We start from the raw sequence: 25,469 nt of genomic DNA on the forward strand, positions 1-25,469 counted from the left end.
GCCTATGTCATCAATTAAATAGTATTTTCTTTAATTATAAATCGAAGCCACAACTTAATCTCTAAATTGAGAGTGCACTCCCTTATTTTTCATCAAAACGTAGTAGATTTCGACCTTCAATTGTAGTGATAGATAATGAATTAGCTATTATTTTAGGAGTAATAAAAATAAGTAGCTCATCATTTTTAATGCCAATTTGTGTATTTTTAAATAAATTTCCTACTACCGGTAATTGGCCCAAAAAAGGCACTCGAGTAATCGTCTTGCTCTTATCTTGTTGATAAATCCCTCCCAATACAATAGTTTTTCCATTGCTCACTAAAACATTTGTCTGAATTTCTTTAGTTGCAATTGCTGGAACTCCATTATAAGTCTGATTAGGTAATGCAATATCTTGATTAATCTTTAAATCCATAAGGATTTTATTATCAGGAGTAATTTGTGGAATTACTTTTAAACTCAATACCGCTTTTTTAAATGATACTGCAGTTGCCCCACTAGAAGTTGATTGCTGATAAGGGATTTCCTGGCCCGAGTCAATTAATGCGGGCTGCTGGTTTGCTGTAATCAACCTTGGACTGGAAATTAGCTCTGCAAGACCTTCACTTTCTAAAGCAGAAAGCTCCAAATCAAGTAAAATATTATCACCAAGCTGAGCTAAAGCAATACCTACTGTAATCGGATTTGCCTTTGTCAAAGGCGCTGCTATCAAATCCAAATTTAATCTATCTGTAAAAGGTGTAACATTTGCAGGAGCAGCTCCTTGCGCTAATTGATTTGCTCCAGCTAAAGTACCACTTAAATGTTGAGGCTTAGAAACACCCCAACGAATACCTAGATCTTGAGCAAAATCTTTAGTCACCTCCACGATACGAGCTTCAATCAGCACTTGTTTTACAGGAACATCTAATTGTTTAATTAATTTTCTGATCTCATCTACTCTACTGCCATTATCTTGAAGCCATATCGTATTAGTACGTGTATCGATACTGACTCTACCCTTATCCGATAAAAGTGAGTTTTGCCTGTCTTTAATTAAGATCGCGAGATCAGCAGCTTTGGCATAATTAATTTGTATTAGTTCAGAACGTACTGGTTCGAGTCTTTGGATTTTATGTTGACTTTTAAGTTGCTGCTCCTCCATGTCATTAAACGATTTTTGCGTGTCGATCACCATCACGTTTCCATTTTGATGCTTTGCCAAGCCTTGTGTTTTTAAAATAATATCTAATGCTTGATCCCAGGGAATATTATTTAATCGTAAAGTGATATTACCTTGAACTCTGTCACTTGCAACAATATTTATCCCTGTGAAATCAGCAAGTAACTGTAATACCGATCGTATGCTGATATTTTGAAAATTTAAAGAAATCCGTTTTCCAGAAAATATCTGTTTCTTAAGTTTTTCCTGTTCTATTTCTTCTTGGGTCAACGGAAATACATCAACCATGAATTGCTTGTTAACCTGATATATATTGTGACCAAAATATCGTTCACCCAATAACGTCATACGCGCATTTTTACCTTCCTGTTGCAGGGTAATCAGATTCACCGGACTGTGAAAATCAGAAACATCAAAGCGTTTCCTTAAGTTCTGTGGCACTTTAGTATTTAAAAATTTAACTCTAATTTCTTTGTCATGTTCTTCTACATCAATTGGAATACTGGTACTTGAAACATCAACTACGGTACGTCCACCCTGGCGCTCAGCTCTTCGAAAATCAAAATGGATAATTTCGTAGCTTGTAGCCAAAACCTCTTTAGGAGCTTGAAATACTTCCTTGCTCTTTCCATTTAAAACAATCGTATAAACTTTGCCTGAGACCGAGCCTAAATAAGGCACGGCGTAATTTAAATCCAAAACAGCTCGAACACGAGCGCCAACAGTTACAAGGGTATAATTATTCAGAGAACCTAATTTAATTTTCTTGATTTTCTGCTTCGTAGGTAACTGTAAGTGAGCATCAACAAAATCTACAACAATACGTGCCGGATTTTCGGTTACAAAACACCCTGGTTGTTGTTTAATCGGATGAGCAAATATAAAATCCATACGCAACTTCTCCTTCGGTAAAGGAATCACCTTTACGGATATCAAAGAATTATTCTGGGCAAAAGCCATCCCTAAGCTCATTCCTATAAAAATTAAAAAAACAACTATTCTTCGCACTTATGCTCCTACTTCCCAGTATATAACTTAATTTTAGTTCTATGTTTTTTCCATTTTCCTGAACTTTGAGTTGTTTCAATTAACTCTATTGAATCATTCTTTATGGACACAATACGACCATAATTGTGTCCCATATAATCTCCGATTTGCACTGGAGTTATTCCCTGGTTAGGTAGCTCAATTAAGGCCCATACTTCATTATCTTGTTGCAAAGTACCTACAAATTTTAATGCATCAAGAGGAAAAGCCTCCAAAGGGTGCTTCGGCCTATTTTTATCAGGCGCATTTACATCAACCTCTTTTTTTTGAGAAATAGGCCTAAATGGGCTACGCCTGTTCCCATTATGTGGAAATTTAAAAGAAGGCAAAGGGGTAAATGAAGGAAGCGGTTCAATTTCTCGTGTTTTCTTGTGTTTTACCTCATTAATATAGTTCGCTAAATCCCCATTATCATCGGTGCAACCAACCAATAATAAAGATATGAAACAGACACAACAAATTCCTTTGTTCATCATTACACGCGATATCGATATATTTTAGCGGTAATATTCATCACCAATTCATCCTCTGAAATAACTTTATGATCTTTGGAAGATACTCCTTCAATACTAAAGTCATGTAAGGTAACAATCCTTCTCATTTCAGCAACTCGACTTACAAACATTACTAATTGAAAATAAGTCCCTGTCACTGAAATTTTTATAGGTAATTCTATATAAAAATCATGAATTACCTCTGGCTGAGGGGCAAATAACTCAAACCTTAAACCTGATGCAACTCCGGTTTTAGAAATTTCTTCAAGTAAACCAGGCATTTCATTTTTTTCAGGGAGCTGCGTAAGCATCAATGCAAAACGGTTAGCCAAAGTCTTTAATTGAGTACGATAAACAGGTAAATTATACAAGTGGTGTTGTTTGTTTTCAAAATCTGCTTTTAAAGTTGTTTCTTGCTGTTTTAGCGTATCAAACTGCGTAAAATTATCTTGAATAATGAGCCAATATCCCAATGCAATAATTAAAAAACTTGTGCCTAAAAAAATTCCAATTTTTACTACTAGCGGCCATTTTCCTACATTTTCCAAGGTTAATTCACTGAGATTAATGGAATTCATCGTATAATTCCAAGCCGAAATTGAGGTGCAAGCACAAAATTTAACTTAAATTCATTATTGGCAGACTCGTGCCTGTTTTCCTTCTTAATTTCACTCAGAACAGGAGAATGAATCCATTCATTATTCTCTATATTTTTCATTAAAATTGAAACGTAGGTATTCGATTCAGTATAACCAGTGACAGAAAGAATATCATTTTTTCCTTCTATCTTTGTGAGATAAATTCCGGAAGGCATTACGTTAATTAATTCATCAAATACATGAACCATTACTGTTCGAATTGATTGTAAATGTTGAACTATAAACATTCTAGAAATGAATATTTCTCGAGTTTTTTTCAAATTTTTAATTTTGTTTAATTGGTTAGTCATAGCTGTTATTTCATCTTGCAACATCTGATTGCGAACAAGTTGATTACTCACTAAATTAGAGGCATAAGCATTAATTAAAAACACAATTACTACTGAAAGCGCTATAATTATGAAAAATAAAACCAGGAACCGCTTTTTTTCTCGCTCTCGCTTTTGTTCACGCCAAGGAAGAAGATTAATTTGAGCCATAGAGTCACTCTATATTTCTTAATGCTAGACCACAAGCAACCATAAGTGCAGGTGCATCATTATTTATAGCATCCAAATGTATCTTTTTGCTTGGGATCATATATGAAAGTGGATTAGCAATAGTGGCTGTTTTTCCTAATTGGTCTTTAACTAAACCAACTAAGCCTGGTAATCTAGCTAATCCTCCCGCCAATAGAATATGATCAACATCTCCTGCTTGGTTTGTAGAATAAAAAAACTGCAATGTTCTCTTAATCTGTAACAAGATATTTTCTTTAAAAGGGTCTAAAACTTCTGTTTCATAATTAGAAGGTAATTCGTTTTTATTCCTGGCAATCATTACCTCTTCTAAAGTCATTTTATAGCGTTCAGCAATCGATCCAATTAATTGCTTCTCGCCAAATTTTTCTTCTCGGGAGTAAACTAATTTCATTCTATGCAATACGAATAAATGGGTATAACATGTTCCAATATCAACAATAGCAATTGTTTTATCTTTACCAAGTATGGGTAAAGATAAAACAATTCGTTGTGCTGCTCGCTCCACTGCATAAGATTCAACATCTACTACCACAATATCTAAACCCGCAGCTGCAGCTACGCCAACACGTTGGCTGACATTTTCCGCTCGCGAAGCAACAATAAGTACATCAAGTAGATGTGGATTTTTCCGAGAATGCCCTAAAACTTCGAAATCAAGATTAATTTCCTCAATTGGATAAGGAATATATTTATCAGCCTCAGCAACGATCAGCTCCTCCATCTCCTCCTCATTTAAGTCTTCGTTAATTTGCACTACTTTACTGATGATTGCCGCATCTGGCACAGCCAAAGCGGCTTGCTTACATGGAGTATGCAAACGGCCAACTATTTTTTTAATGCATTGGGAAACTGCATCAAGATCCTTAATAACATTCCCATCCATTGCATTGGGTGGCAATATTGCATGGCCATAGCTCTCAATAACAAGCTCACCAGTCTTACTTGAGATTTCTAATATTTTGACTGCTGTGGATGTTATGTCTATTCCGAGAATTGAACGATGCTGAGGTTGTAATAATTGAAGTATGTTCTTTATTCCTTTGAATCTTCCATGCATTGAGGTATTCCTTGTAGCGTACATGCAAATTTTAACGTAACCTATTAAAAAATTACACTATTTTTTACTCCTTTAAGTTATTGCAAATAATTATCAATTATCATTTTTACTTCGATAACCAACTTGCGCTTCATCAAAACATTTAATATAGTGAAAAACCAACTTGCAAGGGGATTTTACATTTATGCTTTAACAAGGAGATTCGCATGACTAAATTAGAGGATTTAATCAATTCTTTGGCATCCATCATTGTACGCTATCACGACACTCAAAAAGATGTTACTAAATTAATCGTCGAAAGCGATCAAACGCTACTCAGAAAAAAATCTCGTAGATATGCGATTGATATCATGCAAAATACGGAAGTCAAGTTTGACCAAAGACTTGGAAGATTAATCGATGCATGTACCAAAAAATATCCTGATCGTAAGCCCTTTCTTACATTCATATTAAAAGAAACTATTTTTCTAAAAGAACAACTTGATAGAAAAGTTCCATTTACTTCTGAAGAACTAGAAAAATTGAAGCAACAAATAAGTCAGCTTTTTATTGATAGTCGACAGCTATTAAAAATTTATAAAAATACCTCATACAAAGTAACCTACAGCAGCCTGGACGACAAAACCTTAGCCTATGATGATTTAAATGGTTTAATCAACGATGCTTATTATGGTAACCATTTTTGTAATTCAGGAGATATACTTCTTGACGAAGTTCTAGGTAGATTTCACATAACCATAGACTATACTGATGACGAAATTAAAGAGATCGCAGCAGCTCTGTGTCTTGAACATCAGAATGCCCTACTCGTTGCAGAACTTAAAAATCAAAAATTTGAATTAGAGTCTCAACAATCCACTTTGGTGTTACAAAAATCTGAGTTAGAAAGCCAGAAGTCTACATTAGAACTGCAAGTATCCCAATTAGAAAGCGATAAATCGATATTATCACGTCAAAAATTGGAACTAGAGGAACAACAATCCACCTTAAAGCTGCAAATATCTGAATTAGAGAATGAGAAATCTACTTTAATGGATAAAAATACTGAATTAGAGGAACAAAAATCTACATCAGAGCTACAAATATCTCAGTTAGAAGACGATAAATCGATATTAACTCACCAAAAATCTGAGTTAGAGGCGCAAAAATCTACATTAAAGCTTCAAGTATCTCGGTTAGAAAAAGATAAATCTACCCTCACTCACCAAAAATCTGAGTTAGAGGTACAAAAATCTACATTAAAACTTCAAGTTTCTCAGTTAGAAGAGGAGAAATCTACTTTAACACACCAAAAATCAAGCTTAGAATCAGATAAATCCTCACTAACACTTCAAAAATTAAAGCTTATGGAAACCAATAAAACACAGGAAAAAACTATTGAGGAATTGCATCGTGATTTGAAAAATGCTCAAGCAGAACTAGAAAAAACCCAATTAGAGTTTGAGAGCTTCAAAAAACAAAAAGCTGAAGAAGTACCGTTTACAAAACGCCCCTTCCCTTCTCTATATAGTGGTTTAGCTCCATTCTATTTACTCAACCAGCAAAAGGGAAAAGGAACATTTTTCCAATCGAAACTCTCTTCTGAAGAAGACATAGATATCGTTGAGGACAATACTAATACTTCACGGCCAAACGTCGATTAAATAAAGATTAGACATTAGATCCGCATCTTTTGCGTGTTTGCTGTATTGAAAGTGTTTTTATGGCGCTTCGTTTCATTGAATTTTTAAAAGAAAATTCAATGAAACAGTTAAAATCAGTATAAAATTCCTTCTCTTTTTTGCACAAAACTCGCAATCTTACTGAGAATCACTGTATAATACCCGCCAAATTTCATTTAAACCATATAACTCTATGAAAATGGCATACTTCTGGCGTAAAGGTCTATGGGCGCTGATGAGCCTACTTTTTCTTTTATTAGTAGTAGGTAGTTTTTTATACCTCTATCTTGAAAGTCAACTTCCTAATGTAGATTCATTAAAAACAGTACAATTACAAGTACCTTTACAAATATTCAGCAAAGAAGGTTTGCTGATTCAGGAGTATGGCGAAAAAAAACGCATTCCTGTTACTTACGATGAAATTCCCCCAATGCTTATTCATGCATTAATAGCCACAGAAGATCAACGTTTTTTTGAACATCCTGGCGTCGATGTTATGGGCCTTGGCCGTGCTGCAGTTCGCATGATAAAAACTGGAACAAAATCCCAGGGAGGTAGTACAATTACCATGCAAGTAGCACGTAATTTCTTTTTAAGTCGTAAAAAAACATTTTTACGTAAACTTAATGAGATTATGCTTGCCATAAAAATTGATAGAGAATTAAGCAAAGAGAAAATCCTTGAACTTTATCTGAATAGAATCTATTTAGGTAATCGCGCTTATGGTGTCGGTGCTGCAGCGATGGTTTATTTTGGTAAACCACTTAATGAATTAAACCTAGCAGAACTTGCAATGATTGCAGGTCTTCCTCAAGCACCTTCAACACAAAATCCTATTGCCAATCCCCTGGCGGCTAAAAAACGCCGTGATCATGTATTAGAACGCTTGTTAGAAGAACGTTATATCAATGAAGAGCAATATCAAAATGCGATTAACCAACCCATTACAGCTAAGTATCATGGTACTCCTATTGAAGTAAAAGCCCCTTATGTTGCAGAAATGATTCGTCAATCTTTATATGACAATTTCGGTCCAGATGCCTATACCAAAGGTTATAAAGTTTATACTACTATTGATGGAAAACTGCAAAATACAGCAAATAGTGTAGTAGAAAAGAATTTGATTGCTTATGATCATCGCCATGGATATAGAGGGCCTATTGCTACTATTGGTGAAAAAGACAGTAAATCTCTGCATGAAATTCAAAAAAATCTAGAGAAATATCCCGAACTTAATCATCTTTCCCCAGCCGTAGTAACCGAAGTACGAGAAAAAGATGCTACTGCTACATTACCAAATGGCCAAACTGTACTGCTCCCTTGGAAAAGTTTGTCATGGGCAAGACCAGCCCTTAAAAATGGGTGGGTAGGAAAAGCTCCCGTAAAAGCCATGCAAGTAGTTGCCGTTGGAGATATTATTTATGTTCATTCAACAAAAGAACATTGGGAATTAGCACAAATTCCTGAAGCAGAATCAGCAATGGTAGCACTTAATCCTAAAAATGGAGCCATAGAAGTTCTAGTGGGTGGATTCAACTTTCAAAAAAGTAAATTTAACCGGGCCACTCAATCAAGCAGGCAACCTGGTTCCAGCTTTAAGCCATTTGTCTATGCTGCTGCACTAAATAATGGTTATACTTTAGCAACGTTAATTAATGACGCCCCTATTGTTGTTGATGATCCAAGCCAACCAAATTTATGGCGTCCTCATAATGTAAACCTGAAATTTAATGGCCCAACGCGCTTAAAAACGGCTTTGGTTCAATCTAAAAATTTAGTATCGATACGTATTCTTGATGACATAGGTATCAATTACACGATAGATTTTCTTACTCGTTTTGGATTCAACAAAAAAGCATTGCCTAAAGGTTTATCCCTTGCGTTAGGAAGCTTGTCTATTAGTCCTATGGAATTAACCACTGCTTATGCTGTTTTTGCAAACGGCGGCTATAAAATAGAACCTTATCTTATCGATCACATTACGGACGCAGATGGAAAGATTTTATTGCAAGCGAAACCCACTGTTGTTTGCAACAACTGTGACAATATGGATCATTCTACTTTAGCTCCACGAGTCTTACCTGAAGATATTACCTTTTTAATGAATACCGCATTAAAAGATGTGATTCAACATGGCACTGCACGTGCAGCCAGAGTGCTTAATCGCCAAGATATAGCGGGTAAAACAGGAACAACTAATGATCAGGTTGATGCGTGGTTTGCAGGTTTTAATGCAGATCTTGTGGTGACAACCTGGATTGGTTTTGATAACCCTAAATCGTTACACGAATATGCTGCAGGACTTGCTCTTCCTTTATGGATTGACTTTATGAAAGTTGCCTTAAAAGGAAGACCTGAAAGCGAAATGAAACAACCAGAGAATGTAGTTGCAGTTCGTATTGATCCCAATAGTGGATTATTGGCCCGTCCTAATCAATCAAATGGTATCATAGAGTATTTTCGCAATAAGGAAGTTCCAGCAGAAGAAGAGCTTGCCCCTGTTTATAATGCAAGCAATGATCAGCAACAGCTGGCACCGGTAGAAGAGAGTTTGTTTTAGTCATTAGCTTGTGGAGATGTAACATCTGTTATTAAAAAGGAAAAAGTCATCTCCACATAGAAAGCTCATTCTCTATGCGATTTATATACACTTTGTGGCTTCTTCTCTAACGGAGTGATGACAACTTTTTTTAACTAAAATAGTTATATTCTTAACATTGATACTCCTTTCAAGCCTATTGTGTTAGCACGTTATTATTTGCAGAGAAACTAAAAAATGTCAGACGAGTTGATAAATTATAAAGCGATGCAAAAAGCAAGTTGGGGACTGTTTGCTCCTCTAGAGTTATTAACCACCCTAGTTGCGCCGAAATTGATTCAATTTTCTGGAATTAAAGCTCATGATCATATATTGGATGTAGGATGTGGAACAGGAGTGACCGCGATTACCGCTGCTCGTATAGGAGCCAACGTATCAGCGCTTGATTTGAGCCCGACACTATTAGAAAAAGCGGAACTAAATACACAATTAGCTCAGGTTGCTATTGATTTTAAAGAAGGTGATGTAGAGCAACTACCTTATCCTGATGCAAATTTCGATGCGATTTTAAGCCAGTTCGGCCATATGTTTGCTCCCAATGCACAAAAAGCAATCGATGAAATGCTTAGAGTTTTAAAACCTAGTGGTGTGATAGCCTTTTCTACCTGGCCGCCTGATGATTTTGTTGGTCAATTGTTTGCATTAGTCAGTAAGTATAATCCTCCGCCACGTAGCATTGATCCGCCAGTAAAATGGGGGGATCCCGAATATGTTAAATATCGATTAGGTAACCGTGTAACAAATGGATGCTTTGATTATGGCATAATGCATGTACCAACAATGAGCCTAGGGCATTATTTGAATTCTATTGAAAAAAGCTTAGGACCTGTGGCAAATCTAGTAAAACGCTTTGGAAGCGACTCATATGAAATGAATAAATTTCGAATTGAAGTTCGTGCTCTTGCTGAAAATTATTATCATGACAATATCATTCATCAAACTTATATGATGTATCGGGCAGTCAAACTTACTTAATTCATGATTCAGGTAATTAATTACAACTTCATATAATCTTCCAAGCATGAGGGAAGCAAAAAAAGCGGTGTCTCCTAGGCGAACAGTTAATTCTATTAAATATAAGCTTGACAAAAACAGAACATCCACCGACACTTAGTCGTCAAGCTTTATTAGCCTTTATTGAATGGTTTCAAAACCAAAACCACTGGCAAAACACATCAAGCCATAGCTAAGAACATAGTCAAAGCTCACGGAAGATATCGAAATCTTAGTTAATGTTGTGTTTTAGTTTAGACTGATCAAAAATAGCCCCCAAGGACACAGAATAAAAGTGCACGCCCTAACATAACGCTTAAGGTTAAAACGGCAATAATTAACAAATAAAGCATCTATACGTTTAACATAACGCGAGACATTACTGGAGCAAGGAATTAAAACTTAATGAACAATAGTAGTAAATCTTCGTATCTCTTTTTAATTTTAATCTCATTTCTTTTATTGCTACGAATATTCTTTATGTTTAAGTCTAATTTATTAGTTGAAGAAGCATATTATTGGAATTATTCGAACCACCTTGATTTTAGTTTTCTTGATCATCCACCTATGGTTGCTATTTTGATTAAATTGGGGACCTTAATTTTTGATATAAATGAATGGGGGGTACGCTTTGCGACAATTCCTTGCTGGATTTTAACCTGCTACTTTAGCTTTAAATTAACAACATTAATACGAAAGGAAGCAGGATTGTATGCAGTAGTATTACTGTCCATAATGCCATTTTTTTTTATACATTCTTTAATTATTACCCCTGATATTCCTCTTATTCTATGTTGGTCGGCAACTCTGTATTATCTTTATCAGGGACTTGTTTTAGATAGATATAACAGTTGGTACTGGGCAGGAATGTGGATTGGTTTAGGACTCCTTTCAAAATATACCATTGTACTGTTAGGATTATCAACAATAACCTATTTAATATACGACCCTGAATCCCGAAGATGGTTCTTGCGTAAAGAACCTTATTGTTGCGCGTTAATAGCATTCATTATATTTATGCCTGTTATTTATTGGAATGCTACTCATGATTGGGCATCTTTTTTATTTCAAAGCTCACGACGATTTCATGATTATTATGCTTTCTCTTTTCATAAATTAATTGCTTTAGTCCTGGCGTTTTTAACTCCTACTGGTATTTTTGGTGCATGGCTTTTATTCTCACAGAAATATTCGAAAAAATTTATAGCGATTAAAACAAAATACTTTTTTCAAATTTATATTGTTGTTCCACTTTTATTTTTTTCCTTGTTTAGTTTATTTCATGGAATAAAAATGAATTGGATTGGTCCCATCTTTCTAGCTATTATACCGTGGCTTGCACTCTTAATAGCTGATAATCAACACATACTCGGTATGACTTTTCGTAAAAGTTGGGCCATAACTTCTGTCATTACGGTTTTTATTTATAGCAGTATTATTTATTGTATTTTGTCCGATAAGCCGGAAAAAATTAATCATTATTTTTTTGAAAAATTAATTCCTTGGGATAATCTTACCTGGGAAATTCATCACATTGCCCAACAATTGGAAGATAAAACTCATAATGCGCCTATTATCTTACCTCTAGATACTTATAATATTGCAAGCGAGCTTGCTTTTTATCAAAAAAAATACTTCGAAGAAGGACAAATAAATACTTCATATGAAGTTATTGGTTGGCATGTTTTTGGTTTAAATAGTTTAATGTATCAATATTGGGGAAATATAGAGAAGGCTAATGGTAAAATTTTAATTTTAGTTTCCCCCAAAATTTCCTTTTTTTCACATCCCCAAGTGAAGCAAAAAACAATCTCTTTAACTACTGTAAAACCTATCCATTATCATGATGAGAATGGGCATGAATCGCCAGCTTTTTATTATAAAATTGTTAAGATGATTTAGTATAAAGATGCTGTTAAGTCCATGAAGAATACTTCATCTCTAGGATTCAACAACATCTTTAGGATTATCGCCCAGCCAGGGCTATAGCAGCAGGTGTATACTCATAACCTAAATCACGAGCAACTGCTTCAAAAGTAATTTTACCTTGATGAACATTCAATCCATTAAGTAAGTGCTGATCATTTAATAAAGCCAGCTTCACCCCTTTAGTAACAATACTTAAGACGAAAGGCAAAGTTGCATTATTCAAAGCAAAAGTTGAAGTCCTTGGCACAGCTCCTGGCATGTTTGCAACACAGTAATGAACTACATGATCAATAACATACGTTGGTTCTTGATGTGTCGTTGGACGACTTGTTTCAAAACATCCACCTTGATCAATAGCAACATCTACTAAAACTGATCCTGGGCGCATTGAACGAAGCATAGCTCGAGTTACCAATTTAGGCGCTGCTGCTCCAGGAACCAAAACTGCTCCAATCACTAAATCAGCTCTAGCAACATATTTTTCTATAGTATCAGCAGTAGAATAAACAGTATTAATCTTAGAGCCAAATTGAAAATCTAATTCATTTAAGCGCATTAAAGAACGATCAAGTACGGTTACTCGCGCTTCCATACCCATAGCCATGCGTACTGCATTAGTACCAACCACTCCTCCACCAATAACCACCACATTGGCAGCAGCAACTCCGGGCACACCACCTAATAAAACACCACTACCTCCCTGAGCCATTTCCAAACAATGCGCACCTGCTTGAATAGACATACGACCAGCAACTTGAGACATAGGTGTTAATAATGGCAAACCACCATCATCTTGAGTCACCGTTTCATAAGCCACTGCTGTGACACCAGACTCTTTAAGCATACGTGTTTGATGTGGATCTGGAGCCAAATGCAAATAGGTAAATAAAGTTTGGCCTTCACGAAGACGTTTGCATTCAATAGGCTGTGGTTCTTTTACCTTCACAATTAATTCGGCCCTAGAATACACTTCATCAGCAGTATCAACAACTTCAGCCCCGGCGTGCCGATAATCATCATCAGAGATACCAATCCCTAAACCTGCACCCTTCTCAACAATAACTGAACTTCCTACTCTGATAATTTCCCTAATACTAGAAGGAACAAGACCCACACGATTTTCTTGAGGTTTAATTTCTTTTGGAACACCTACTAACATACTTTCTCCCCTCTAACGATTTTTTAATTGTTCGATTAACTGTGGTACTAATTCAAATAAGTCGCCAACCAAACCGTAATCTGCAATTTGGAAAATAGGCGCATCTTCATCTTTATTTATTGCAACAATCACTTTGGAATCTTTCATTCCTGCTAAATGCTGTACAGCACCGGAAATCCCGATAGCAATATAAAGCATAGGTGCAACTATTCTTCCTGTTTGTCCTACTTGATAATCATTAGGAACAAAACCAGCATCAACAGCAGCACGAGAGGCCCCTACTGCAGCCCCAAGAACATCTGCTAACTCTTCGATTAATTTAAATTTCTCAGCACTTTGCAAACCCCGACCGCCCGAAACAATAATTTTGGCACTTCCTAAATCAGGTCTTTCCGATTTACTTAATTCATGTTTGACAAATTGAGTTCGTTCAGCAAAAACCTCTTTATCGATGACCTCAATATGACAAACCGCTTGGTTGGCTGTTATCGGGGTAAATGCTGTTGATCTAATTGTTAATACTTTGATGGGATCCAAAACACGCACTGTTTCTATAGCATTACCTGCATAGATTGGATGTTCAAAAGTATTTGCATCAATTATCTTGCTTACATCGGAAACTTGAGCCACATCTAATTGTGCAGCAATACGTGGTGCAATATTTTTACCAAAAGTACTAGCAGAAACTAATATATTATCAAATGAGCGTGCAAATGAAAGCACTAAATCACTAATTTGTTCTGCTACCGGATGCTTATAGCAGGGCTTATCAATACACCAAACCACATGAGCTCCTGCAAAGCTCGCAGCTTGTTCTGCCACTGATTTACATTCATGTCCTATCACTAATAAAGTTGGCTTATCGTCCAACTCTAATGCTGCAGCTAAAGCATTACGAGTAGATGGATGTACTATTTTATTATCATGTTCAACAAGTACTAAAGTGCTCATTGCTTCTCCCTATCAAAGCACTTTGGCTTCATGATGTAATTTATTTAATAACTCAGTCACTGATTCAATTTTCACACCAGCACTGCGAATCGCAGGTGCGGTCACCTTTAATACTTCAATATGCTTTTTAAGTGACAATCCCATATTTTCTAATTCGAATACATCTAACGGTTTCTTTTTCGCTTTCATGATATTTGGAAGGCTCGCATATCGAGGCTCATTCAAACGTAAATCGGTACTCACAATAGCTGGCAAATGCACACTTAGAGTCTCTAAGCCCCCATCTATTTCACGAGTTACCTGAAGAAGAGTACCATTTGGCTCGATTTTGGAAGCATAAGTAGCTTGTGGCCAATTTAATAAAGAAGCTAACATTTGTGGCGTCTGATTACTGTCATCATCTATAGCTTGTTTACCCATTAACACCAAATCTGGTTTTTCATCTTCACTAATTTTCTTTAATATTTTAGCGATATTTAGGCTTTCAAAAGAATCTTGGGTTCGTACCAAAATTGCTCTATCAACACCTAAAGCTAAAGCATGGCGCAATGTTTCCTGTGCACTGTCCCCACCAATACTTACTGCAACAACTTCAGTCGCCCAGTTTTTTTCACGCAAACGTAATGCTTCTTCAACAGCAATTTCATCAAATGGATTCATTGCCATTTTGATATTTTGTGTTTCAACTCCGGTATTGTCCGATTTGACTCTAATTTTTACATAAGGATCAATTACACGCTTCACTGCCACGAGAATTTTCATAATTCCTCACTGGATAATCAAAACAAACGCATCTTGCCAGAGATACGGTATCTAATTCAAGGGAAAGTAACAATTTAAACAAAATTTACCGTAGTGTTTGTTTATAATTCTACTATGCTGTTCAAAATAGCTTGATTTTTTACGCTGTGACGCTTACAAGCACACTACTAAAAATCAAAATATTTTGACCCAAGTTTGTGCATTGTATACCGCCCCTAACGATTCGACAACGTCATCTGATTTACCATATTCCCTGTTAATAAACGAATCACTCGATCAGCTCGATCAACTGCTAATGCAGTATTACCAGTATAAACATTTGAGTCTTGTTTCACCAGGAGTAACCTCTCAGAAGCTTTTTTTATTTTTTCCTCTACTTCTATATCATTCTCTTTATCGATAACACGCATGTGGAGTAAAAATGCTTCTAACGATCGAGATTTTGCTCCTCCTGCGCGCCAATTTTTAAAAAATTGCTGATCCAATAATCCAAGGTATGACTCAATAGGGGCTGCAATCATTTTTAGTTCTGGAGTTCTAAAATTTTCAACAGTACTTTGATTTTGACTTGCTAGAACTAATTCCTTACATATTGACACATCACTAGGCTCTTCATAGGGATCCTTCGTAGTTGAAGAAACCGCAATAAGAGGAGTTAAAAGAGCGGAGCCAATCTGTAAACTCACATCATAAAATTGGCGCGTCGCCCAGAAAGTCATTTCAAGTAAACGAACCAATAAAGTTGTTGTCGCTGTTGCTGTCACTGCACTAATCTTCTGTAATGTTTCACCCAGTTTTTGTAATTCCTTAGATTGACTACTCCCCAGGAATTGTCCACTTTTTAATAAAGCAAAATAAAGCGCATAAACAGCAAATAGCTCTTCTGCAAAAACAAAAGTTCCAAAACTGATAAATACCATAGGAAGAAACGAGATTAGAGCACGTAGTCCCGTTGGTTTTATCTTACCAACTTCATCAAAATAGCTGGTGGACTCATCTAATAAACCTAAGAGGCTGGCATAAAAATGACGCTCGGTATAAGTTCTAGAGCGATTTTTTAACATTTCCAACCACCTTTTTAAATCTTCGCGAGTAGTAATTTCATCAAACTGAATGGGTTTAAAATCTTGTGGTGAAGTTAATTTCTCATAACAAAGCATTAACGTTTTAAAACATGCTCCATCACTACGACCTTCAGATAAATTTTGCTCAAGCCATTCAATTTCAGGACCAAATGTAGAACGATGATCTGGATGAAACTGAACTGCTATTTTTTTATAATTTTTGCGAATTTTTATTTTGTCCGGACCATCTTTTAATAATAGCTTATTGATAAATCTAATAAAATCAGCATCTAAACGTAAAAGGGTTGTTTTATTCAAATGACTCAAATAACTTTTTTTTTCCTCATCATAACTGGCATAAATGCTAACCAGAGTTTTTAATTCCGTTTCTATACTCATCAGCACTCCTTTGCATTAGTTATGGATCGATACTGTTACACTTAAGATTGCAATTTTACTCCGAACAATACCACCCATTTTTTTGAACCAACCTTCTTTTTAAGATATTCAGTAAAAAAGCTCACTACTAATACACTAATATAAAAGGCACTCATCACATCACTCAAATAATGAAAACATAATAAAATTCTTGATAGAGCCACTAAAAATGCAAGAATAAGTAAAAGATAAAAATAACGCGGAAAAAGTACCCCTAATCCTGTGGCTAAACTGACAACAGTTGTTGTGTGCCCTGAAGGAAAAGACCAGTAATTACTGCTCAATTTAAACCAATAAAACCCAAATTCATGACTCGAAAACAATAAATCAGGGCGAGCACGACTTAAGGCAACTTTCAGAATCACACAAACAAAATTCGCAATAAAAACACAACCTAACAAATACCAAGACCTTGCTTCGTATAAGGGATTAATCTTAATATAATGAAAATATAATCCTGCGATAAAAAATAAAGCAATATAAGCAATCCATTTGCCTAAAGCAGTTAATATCTCTAATAAAGGAACTTTGGTCCCTAGATCTAATTGATGCAAATAAATTGCCAAAGATCTATCAACAAAATAATAGGCTACAATAACGGAAATTGCATAAACAAAAATAACCCAAGGTTTTTTCATAAAATAAGCTGTTTTTTCAAATTGTGTCATCAATCAATCCTTATTAACGTAAATACCAAGGTATTGTAATTACAATAATACGAGGCTCTCTTTCTAAAAAAAGTAACGCACGTAAACCTGTTGCATGAATATTGTGTAATAAATACTCATACCATTTAGGCTCTACTAATTCAGGTATAATAATCGCAATAAGTTCATTTTTCCTGTCTTTTCTTACCTTACTTACAAAATTTAATAAGGGTTTATAAATACGGCGATATGGAGATTTAATAATTTCAAGTTTAGGAATCTTTTTATCTGCCTTTTGAGCGGGTATCTCAATTTTTTCATGCCAAAGTTTTTGCAATCCCTCAACATCCTCATAACCAGCATCGATAAAAACAGCCGTAATATCCTCTGAAAGTAACATTCCAAATTGTATTGCTTTTTCGGCGATTAAATCTAGGCCATGTATTGGGATAATAACTATAGGGGGTTTTAAGGAGTTAGGATTTATCTGAATTGGATTTTTAATTTCATGGGCAATTTTTTTATAATGAAGTTTTATACGGTGCATTAAAAATGCGAGTGTGGGTGCTAGAACAATAATTATCCAAGCACCTTCTATAAATTTTGTAATGATAATAATAAGTAGGGCAATTGCAGTTACCAAGGCACCTAATGCATTGACTATTAACTTATAACGTACTTTGCGATTTTCTTGGCGTAGCCAATACATTACCATACCACTCTGAGAAAAAAGAAAAGCACTAAAAGCACCCACAGCAAATAATGGAATCAGGTTACTCGTAATTCCATTAAAAGCAATGAGGATGATAGCCGAAAAAATTGCCAGAATGACAATACCGACTGAAAAAACCAGACGCCGTCCACGCTCAGCAAAAAAATAAGGCAAATAATTATCTTCGGCAAGTAAACGACATACTCTGGGAAAACCTGAGAAACTAGTTTGTGCAGAATAAGCAAGAATAATAAAAATACTAACAATTGAAATATAATAAAAAACGCCTTTTCCTGTGGTAACCATAACCAATTGTGACAATATAGTCTGATACCCAGGCTGATTTTGATTCATAGCTACAATATGATAAGCAGGACATAAGTAGCCTATGAGTATTAAAAAAAGAGCTAGAGTAATAACAATTATAGTTAAGGTCCATTGTGCATTACGAACAGTGGGTTTATGAAATAGAGGGACTGCATTACTGACAGCCTCAACTCCCGTCATGGCAGTTAATCCATTGGCAAAAGCCGTTAACAACATCCAAAATGTTAATGCTTCAAACGAACTCGTTTGTATTTTTGGAGGTTCATGAACCGGATGTGGATGCCCACCGCTAAACCAAATATCTACCACACCAATGCACATAGCAATTAACATACATAAGATAAATATAAATACTGGAATTAAAAAAAGAGTTCCTGTTTCGCGAATTCCTCGTAAATTAATTAAGGTAAGCATGAGTAAGATAACAAGACATAATATAAGAGTATAGGGTTGTAATGATGGAAGCGCTGAAACTATTGCACCAACACCCGCTGATATTCCGACGGTAACATTCAACAAATAATCCAATATCAAGGAAATTGCTGCACCTAAACCGTATTTTTTACCTAAATTATCACTAGCGACAATATAAGCACCACCTCCATTTGGATAAGCTGCTGTCGTTTGCAAATAAGAAAAATACAAAAACAAGAGAACAAGAACCACAAATAAAGAAACAGTAAAAAAATGATTTAGTCCTACTATTCCTGCTGGTAATAAAATGGTGAGTGCGGCTTCCGGACCATAAGCGGTCGAAGATAAAGCATCTAATCCTAATGCAGGAATACCTGTTAGAACAGACAATTCTTGTTTCTTTCTTGCTTTTAAAGTAAGAGGCTTTCCTAAGATTTTATTAATTAATGACATATCCCTATCATTTCATTATGTTTTGATCTATTGTAACCATTCAATAAATCATAATCAAAGTTTCCCATTTGAATTATGGAGTTTATTTAGATCCAGAGCCTACCTGTCTGCGTTGGGGTAAAAAGATCCACTACTACCATTAAGTTAGGTTAGCCTTAAGTTTTACTCGACATGTTAAAAAGCCAAACGACGGATGGGGTCTTAACTTAACGTGGATTTACTTAGCGCCGTTGGCTGAGAAGGTATTTAGGTCGTCTCGAAATCTTAGCACAGCACTTGAATTTGTACTAAGGCTTCGAGATAGTGCTTTGCGCTTCCTCAGCCCGAACGGCTCTAAGTAAACCCATGTTCGCTTATAAGAAGCTCATATTAATGACCGTGAGGAGGTAATGATTCGCTTTCTTCAACTAGATCGCATGGACCATTGCCACTTGCTCAACAGGTGCCTTAGTTTGAGATGTGGTTGTTTTTTCGTTAAAAAACCGATGCTTCCTTGAGTCAGATCTTAGAGAGGTTAAAATATCCTCCTTCATCGACTCCATCCAACTTGGAGTATCTCTATATCCTCCAAGGCAATATCTTTGCCACGCCCCATCTAGCTTCATTTCAATAAAACAATGATCGGAGTTAACGACAACAGAAACAGGAACTTCAGGGTATAAATGTTTCATTTCTTCTTTAAATGCAATGGCTCTTAAGCGACAACTTGCAATACCCAGGTTTCGCGCTTCCTTAAGATATTCATATCCATTGTGAATGCTGACTCCGATAGAATCGCGTAATGCTCCATGATCTTTGCCAAACTTTAGGTATTTCATTAATAAACGATGAATTTCTGGATGCTCTGGATTCTTTGCTAAGGTATTAAATACAGGATTTGCTCTATAATGTTTGGACATACGCAGCAGTAAATGCACTGTCGTATCAACAGGAATTGCATTGGGTTTGGCTAACCGAATGTAGTAGAGATGATTTTCTTTAGAATATTTTATCTCAAAATCATCTTTTTTTAATCCTTTAATCGCAATATCCACCAAAGTTTCATTGGGATCTAAGGAAGGCAAAGCTTGCCAGTCTCTTGTGAGACAAAAATTCTTTTCTCCTTCAAATAGCGTCAATGCTGACTCTTCTTTCCTTCTTTTTATTAGCTCTTTTGTGATTCCCTTTGCATGAAATTTATACTTACAATAAGCCAGCTTTTCAGTAGCATTCATTCCTAGCAATTCGAAATATTGGAATGGAGAAGATGGAGTCTTATGAATCGTTAAATCAGAATATACTTCATTACGGTAATACTTACTTGATGGAGTCAAAGTGGTTAAATCAACAGACTTAAACACAGATTTTCTGTATTGAGGCTGAGAAACAAAAGCCTTAGTATCGATACCACTTTGAAAAGTTCTTTGCTTCACATTCACCCGTGCCGCAATACGCTCCTTGAGTTGTTGCAATCCAACTCGCTCTGCTGGATTATTTTCGACATTTGCAATCTCAACATCAAGAATATCTTGCTTCGCCTGGCCCAAATGATAATCATCAAGTTTTGCTGCAAACAAGGGAGCAACATGATCGAGTTTTGCTTCTAGCGTTTCACGATCCTCGACTAGATTCTGACATGCTTTATAGTCAAGAAATTGTATCTTTGTTATATCTAATTGTTGTTGTTCTGCCTGTTGAGTCAGTATAGCTCTCGTTGCCGGCATTAACTTAGCAGCTAACAAATCGTCAAAATCTTCGCCATTGATGGCTTTTTGCAAAGATTCTTTGTTCATGTTAACCAGTTGTCCATTCTCCCAAGTATATAAAGAATGCCCTGCGGCAAGTAAATCAATCATATGTTCCAGTAAAAGCTCACGTTTATTTGTTGGCCAGCTAGAGAATGACCAATCTGCAAAAATATATATTTGACTTTTTGCAGCACTTTCAGGATGCATACATTTTTTTTCTTGAGTATTTTTATCCTCTATAATCCCTCTAGAAGGTTTATTGTTTAATTTCTCTACCGCTTCACGAATATCACCATCAAAAATACCTTGGGTTCGTGCAAATGCGCGTACATTAGAATACGAAGTTGCTGGAAACCACTCTCCTAAAAGCCCAGTTTTTCTTTGCAGTGTAGGAAGTAACGTTGCAATAAGCTTTAAACCAACATCAACCTGCAAATTAACGGGATATGCTTGAAATTTAGGATTACGGAAAGGCAACAACAGCTTTTTCAAATCAGATGCTTTTTGCCGGTCTGCTTCATTAGCCCACCACTTGGATTCGATTCGCATAATTTCATTATCAACCACCTCTAACAAAGTACTCACCAACTTGCGACCTGAGGAAGGTAAAATCTGCAAAGTAAACGGTGGAAGTAATTGTTCTTGTGCCGCAATCATATCCTCAAAATCATCGAATTGTTGTTGCTTAACTGTACTTTCGACCTGTATTTTTCTTTTTGTGGCTTCTCTAAAACCTGCCTCCAAAGTTTTTGGTAACACATGTCTCCCACGATCTACCAAATTAGGATCTACTTGATTCAGAACTTGTATTAGATTGCGTGAACAATAAGTAGCTTCCGAGGGGGGATTTTTTTCTCTATCTGTCTTATCTTGGCCTGACCATTTAAAAAAAGATTTGATAAGAACCCAAAGACTAGTACGCACTTTTCCTTGAGTATGAAGCTTTTCGGTCAGCTTCACTTGCTCTAAATACGCATCAAGAAATTGCTGCCTTATTTTACTGTCGGTATGCTTAAAAAGTAATAAACTTGAATTAACTACAGGGAGAATTTCAGCTTGCCCTGTAGCACGCCAAAAAGTGACTAATAGTTGAATTAAGCGATCTTTATTCTCTTTAGATGCAGCAAGAAATTGTTCAATAAGCTCATCTTTATCCTCTACCCCTTTCATATTTTTAGCCAATCGCTTCATCCAGCGAGGACCAGTTGCAAGTGCTTCTTTGATGCGGGTAGCAGTAAACTCTTTAGTACAGTAATTTAAAAGCAGTACAGATAGCTCTTCCACAGTTTTTTCTTGGAGGGTTTTAGTAAATGACTCCGTAGATAAGGATAGTTTTCGCTCAAAATTATGACAAATAATGCCATATTTATTCTTTTCGGTGCAAACAAAGACAGAAATAACTTCTCTATGTCCATGTTTGCTCCGAGATGTTGTTAGTGATTGTGCTGCTTGCTTAAATAGAGCCAAGGGCTTTTTGCTATTGGTCACCACAAACAAAATATCGCCTGGATCAATAGCGCAGTCATTCATCACTAACATGATGACTCTCCTAATAGATTAATTACCGATGACCATGGAAATGACTGTGTGCGTAAGGATGGCCATGATGATGGCTATTACCAGACAGCAAAGAAGTTTCACTAGTAACTACTGAAGTAATAAGAGTAGCGAGATCATCATCATTGACTCCAGGTTGTTCCATCCCTTTAGTAATTTCATCGATGGAATCATTAGAAAAATCAACTTCTTTTAATCGAGATGCTACATCTCCTGGTTTTGAAAATGATACAGCAACGACTTCTCCGGCATGCTTTTTTAATTGTGCAAGAAAAGGCTCTCTTCTGCTTTCACTAGTAGAAGTTCCTTCAATTGCCTTATATCTTCTTATTACAGAATCCACATACTTAATAGCATCTTGGTTATCTCTAAGCGATTCATGTTTGCTTTTTTGAAGCAGTGTTTCATATTGAGGTCCAAGTGTTTTACCTAAAGCATCTTTCATTTCAGGTGTTAACGGATTTAACATTGGCATTTTCTCTCCTAGACTAGTTAAATTTGGCCCGCATTCTATCACCCCAAGATCAATCAATCAACTTATTGGTTTTTATTTGAACTTTTTGGTTTGAGGCACTTTATTTTATTGTAAAAATTCTGTTTTTACATCGTATTGCATGAGTAGGATTCTAGTCTACATGGCTCAGAGTCTGTAGATTAACGAGTAGCTCATAAATCAGCTCCCAACGGCTTACAACTCAGATTATAAAAAAATAATGTCGATAATGACCATATTTTGACCTTTTTTTTACTTGTTATTTCAAGTCACAATTCGTTAGAATCAGAGTACTTTGATCATGAGTCATTTTTAATGTTGGAATTTACTTTAATTCAAAAAATATGCATTTGGGCTATTCCTATTTTGCTTGCAATCACCTTACATGAAGCAGCCCATGCTTATATCGCCTATCGATGCGGAGATACTACTGCAAAAATGTTTGGTCGTTTAAGCATAAATCCCATCCGTCATATTGACCCTATAGGTACGATACTCATTCCTTTGTTAGTTGGTGTTTTGACTCAGTTTAATTTTGTTATTGGTTATGCCAAACCAGTACCTATTAACTGGAGACAATTTCGTCACCCTCGCCGCGACATGATTTTTGTTACTCTTGCAGGACCTTTTGCAAACATACTTATGGCATTCTTATGGGCAGCTTGTTATAAAGTTTCTCTAATTCTCAATCCTGGATCCTCGATGCCTGTACTTTTTCTTTATGCCACAGCCCAAGCTGGGATATTGATCAACTTGATTTTAGCTACTTTAAATTTGCTTCCCATCCCCCCATTAGATGGTAGCCGAGTAGTGAGTAGTCTTTTACCTCCTAAACAAGCCATCGCTTATGAAAAAATAGAACCTTACGGATTTTTTATTCTACTTCTTTTAGTATTTACTGGAGCTTTGGGGATCATATTAACACCATTGATCAATTTAGGTTTAGTTACACTTAGTGCCATTTTCAATATATGAACATTTTAGCTGATGCTTCCCTTCCAGGATTAGAGCAAGCTTTTCCTAAGCCTTTTAACTTAATACGTTATTATCATGCCGATGAACTTGCTCACTTACTTGTTGGACAAGATATACTTCTTTGTCGTTCTACTCTTAAAGTAAATCGAACTTTATTAGAAAATCATTCGATAAGATATGTAGCTACTGCAAGCTCTGGCACTGATCATCTCGATCGCTCCTGGTTAAACTCACAACAGATTCAAATCATAGATGCCAAAGGGTCAAATGCTCGAGCTGTTGCTGATTATGTGGTTGCCTGTATTGCCTTTCTAGAGCAACACCATTTTATTCAAGCACATAAAGCAGGTGTAATAGGTTTAGGTAAGGTGGGAATCCAAGTCTCTGCTCGATTGCAAGCAACAGGTTTCCAAGTAGTTCACTATGATCCACTCAAAGCGATGCGTGAATCTGACACTTTTCAAAGTTGTTCTCTAGAAGATTTGTATCAAGCTGATCTTATATGCATTCATGCAGAACTACATGACAATCCACCCTTCCCAAGTCGTCATTTAATCAATCAAAATTTTCTGACACAATTAAAGCCTGGCTGCATTATTATTAATGCCGCACGCGGAGGAATTGTTGATGAAAGTGCCTTGCTTAATGAATCTAAGCCTTTGATCTATTGCACTGATGTATTTCTAAATGAACCAACAATTGATAAACGTATTATTGATAAAGCGGTACTTTGTACACCTCACATAGCAGGCCACAGTATTGAAGCAAAATATGCTGCTGTAACTATGGTTAGCACATCTTTACATCAAATTGCGAATTTGCCAATTCCTCAATTTTTCACGCCCCAAATGATAAAAACTATGCATATGGAAAAAAATAAATCATGGTATGAATCCGTATTAACCCTTTATAACCCCATTGAAGAAACATTGTCTTTAAAAAAAGCTATAGATAAAAAGTCTGCGTTTATAGAATTACGCAAACAGCATCAAAATCGTCATGATTTTTGTCAGTATTCTATGGAATGGATTTGTGATAAAAAAACGAGATCCTTATTGGGAATGTAAATCAATAAAAGTGCTCCATAATTGTATTTAATGTCATTAAGATTAACTTTGTTCATTGTAAATTAGCAAATCAAATGATACTCTCATACCGGTTTTTATAAAAATAAAGGAGTATTTATAATGTCTTTAGGAACAAAGTTAGCCTCTTTCACAGCTGCTTTAATTTTTGCTGGTTCTACTTTTGCCCAAGATGTGGTATGTCCTGATCTCAGTGAAATCCAAAAAATAGGAATCAATCAAGCCTCAATAGTTGATAGAAATCATTATGTAGGCTACTCAGTTCACCACTACAACACAGATTCGGATTGGGGCTTCGCCATTGGACCCGTAAAAGCAAGTTCAGAGGAAGAAACTCTAGAAAAAACCAATCAAATCTTATCAAAGATGAGTGGCTTTGGCATTCCTGACTCATATAATGATGAGGTAATTTGTTTTTATGAATCAGGCCAGAAAGACGTTTTGGCAGTCGCTATCAAAGGATATTATGAAATCTCCCCAATGAAATTAAAACAGTTGATGTATAAAGCACATTAAAAATCAATGCCTGGGCGAAATTTGACGCAGAATGCGCTCAGGCTAAATCAAAAACACACGTATAATC

The 25,469-nt window shown here is 35.9% G+C and carries 20 protein-coding genes; 7 read left to right on the plus strand and 13 right to left on the minus strand.

Translation table 11 applies throughout. The features are described 5' to 3' along the window. Window positions 1–82: 82 nt before the first annotated feature. Genes DYH34_RS13200 through pilM form a run of 5 tightly spaced genes read right to left on the minus strand, consistent with a single transcriptional unit; the run spans window position 83 to window position 4,910 of the window. Window positions 83–2,170: a type IV pilus secretin PilQ gene (locus tag DYH34_RS13200; protein WP_058464595.1), complete on the minus strand. Its 2,088-nt coding sequence runs from the start codon at window positions 2,168–2,170 to the stop codon at window positions 83–85. 8 nt (window positions 2,171–2,178) lie between these two features. Next, a complete protein-coding gene (locus DYH34_RS13205; protein WP_058464594.1) occupies window positions 2,179–2,685 on the minus strand; it encodes a pilus assembly protein PilP in 507 nt (168 codons plus the stop codon). Next, window positions 2,685–3,281 (minus strand): type IV pilus inner membrane component PilO, encoded by a 597-nt coding sequence (locus DYH34_RS13210; RefSeq protein WP_058464593.1) that lies wholly within the window; start codon window positions 3,279–3,281, stop codon window positions 2,685–2,687. The genes DYH34_RS13205 and DYH34_RS13210 overlap by 1 nt, the downstream gene beginning before the upstream one ends. Further along, the gene (locus tag DYH34_RS13215; RefSeq protein ID WP_058464592.1) at window positions 3,278–3,841 is read right to left on the minus strand and encodes a PilN domain-containing protein; all 564 of its coding nucleotides are present in this window, start codon (window positions 3,839–3,841) and stop codon (window positions 3,278–3,280) included. The genes DYH34_RS13210 and DYH34_RS13215 overlap by 4 nt, the downstream gene beginning before the upstream one ends. A 4-nt stretch (window positions 3,842–3,845) precedes the next feature. Then, window positions 3,846–4,910: a type IV pilus assembly protein PilM gene (pilM, locus tag DYH34_RS13220; protein WP_058464661.1), complete on the minus strand. Its 1,065-nt coding sequence runs from the start codon at window positions 4,908–4,910 to the stop codon at window positions 3,846–3,848. 236 nt (window positions 4,911–5,146) lie between these two features. Between pilM and DYH34_RS13225 the strand changes: the two genes are divergently transcribed. The 4 genes from DYH34_RS13225 to DYH34_RS13240 all read left to right on the plus strand — a co-directional run bounded on the left by DYH34_RS13225 (window position 5,147) and on the right by DYH34_RS13240 (window position 12,095). Continuing rightward, the gene (locus DYH34_RS13225) at window positions 5,147–6,583 is read left to right on the plus strand and encodes a coiled-coil domain-containing protein (protein WP_058464591.1); all 1,437 of its coding nucleotides are present in this window, start codon (window positions 5,147–5,149) and stop codon (window positions 6,581–6,583) included. A gap of 211 nt (window positions 6,584–6,794) precedes the next feature. Beyond that, the gene (locus DYH34_RS13230; protein ID WP_058464590.1) at window positions 6,795–9,161 is read left to right on the plus strand and encodes a penicillin-binding protein 1A; all 2,367 of its coding nucleotides are present in this window, start codon (window positions 6,795–6,797) and stop codon (window positions 9,159–9,161) included. A 216-nt stretch (window positions 9,162–9,377) separates the two neighbouring features. Next, the gene (locus DYH34_RS13235) at window positions 9,378–10,175 is read left to right on the plus strand and encodes a class I SAM-dependent methyltransferase (protein WP_058464589.1); all 798 of its coding nucleotides are present in this window, start codon (window positions 9,378–9,380) and stop codon (window positions 10,173–10,175) included. Window positions 10,176–10,673: 498 nt separating this feature from the next. After that, entirely contained in the window at window positions 10,674–12,095 is a 1,422-nt protein-coding gene (locus DYH34_RS13240; RefSeq protein WP_162263052.1) for a glycosyltransferase family 39 protein, read from the plus strand. 64 nt (window positions 12,096–12,159) lie between these two features. On the opposite strand, the gene ald is transcribed toward DYH34_RS13240, so the two are convergent. The 8 genes from ald to DYH34_RS13280 form a co-directional block, all read right to left on the minus strand. After that, complete coding sequence (ald, locus tag DYH34_RS13245; protein WP_058464587.1) at window positions 12,160–13,281, minus strand: alanine dehydrogenase; 1,122 nt, start codon at window positions 13,279–13,281, stop codon at window positions 12,160–12,162. Window positions 13,282–13,293: 12 nt separating this feature from the next. Further along, complete coding sequence (locus DYH34_RS13250; protein ID WP_058464586.1) at window positions 13,294–14,232, minus strand: electron transfer flavoprotein subunit alpha/FixB family protein; 939 nt, start codon at window positions 14,230–14,232, stop codon at window positions 13,294–13,296. Window positions 14,233–14,244: 12 nt separating this feature from the next. Next, window positions 14,245–14,994: an electron transfer flavoprotein subunit beta/FixA family protein gene (locus DYH34_RS13255; protein ID WP_058464585.1), complete on the minus strand. Its 750-nt coding sequence runs from the start codon at window positions 14,992–14,994 to the stop codon at window positions 14,245–14,247. 215 nt (window positions 14,995–15,209) lie between these two features. Then, window positions 15,210–16,457 carry a hypothetical protein gene (locus tag DYH34_RS13260; protein WP_058464584.1) on the minus strand — a complete coding sequence of 416 codons (1,248 nt, stop codon included), beginning with the start codon at window positions 16,455–16,457 and terminating at the stop codon, window positions 15,210–15,212. 41 nt (window positions 16,458–16,498) lie between these two features. Continuing rightward, window positions 16,499–17,164: a phosphatase PAP2 family protein gene (locus tag DYH34_RS13265; RefSeq protein ID WP_058464583.1), complete on the minus strand. Its 666-nt coding sequence runs from the start codon at window positions 17,162–17,164 to the stop codon at window positions 16,499–16,501. A 13-nt stretch (window positions 17,165–17,177) separates the two neighbouring features. Further along, on the minus strand, window positions 17,178–19,049 hold the full coding sequence (locus DYH34_RS13270; RefSeq protein ID WP_058464582.1) for an APC family permease: 1,872 nt from the start codon (window positions 19,047–19,049) through the stop codon (window positions 17,178–17,180). Between the two features lie 407 nt (window positions 19,050–19,456). Then, window positions 19,457–22,315 (minus strand): hypothetical protein, encoded by a 2,859-nt coding sequence (locus DYH34_RS13275; protein WP_058464581.1) that lies wholly within the window; start codon window positions 22,313–22,315, stop codon window positions 19,457–19,459. Window positions 22,316–22,337: 22 nt separating this feature from the next. Then, on the minus strand, window positions 22,338–22,808 hold the full coding sequence (locus DYH34_RS13280; RefSeq protein WP_058464580.1) for a hypothetical protein: 471 nt from the start codon (window positions 22,806–22,808) through the stop codon (window positions 22,338–22,340). A 333-nt stretch (window positions 22,809–23,141) separates the two neighbouring features. On the opposite strand from DYH34_RS13280, the gene DYH34_RS13285 reads away from it, so the two are divergent. From DYH34_RS13285 to DYH34_RS13295, 3 genes are all read left to right on the plus strand, one after another. Then, window positions 23,142–23,801, plus strand: a complete 660-nt coding sequence (locus tag DYH34_RS13285; protein ID WP_058464579.1) for a site-2 protease family protein — start codon at window positions 23,142–23,144, stop codon at window positions 23,799–23,801. Continuing rightward, a complete protein-coding gene (locus tag DYH34_RS13290; protein WP_058464578.1) occupies window positions 23,798–24,868 on the plus strand; it encodes a 4-phosphoerythronate dehydrogenase in 1,071 nt (356 codons plus the stop codon). The genes DYH34_RS13285 and DYH34_RS13290 overlap by 4 nt, the downstream gene beginning before the upstream one ends. Before the next feature lie 120 nt (window positions 24,869–24,988). Then, window positions 24,989–25,402, plus strand: coding sequence for a DUF4949 domain-containing protein (locus tag DYH34_RS13295; RefSeq protein ID WP_058464577.1), 414 nt, complete (start codon window positions 24,989–24,991; stop codon window positions 25,400–25,402). The last annotated feature ends 67 nt before the right edge of the window (window positions 25,403–25,469 follow it).

Source organism: Legionella cincinnatiensis (assembly GCF_900452415.1).
GTDB classification, from domain to species: Bacteria; Pseudomonadota; Gammaproteobacteria; order Legionellales; family Legionellaceae; genus Legionella; species Legionella cincinnatiensis.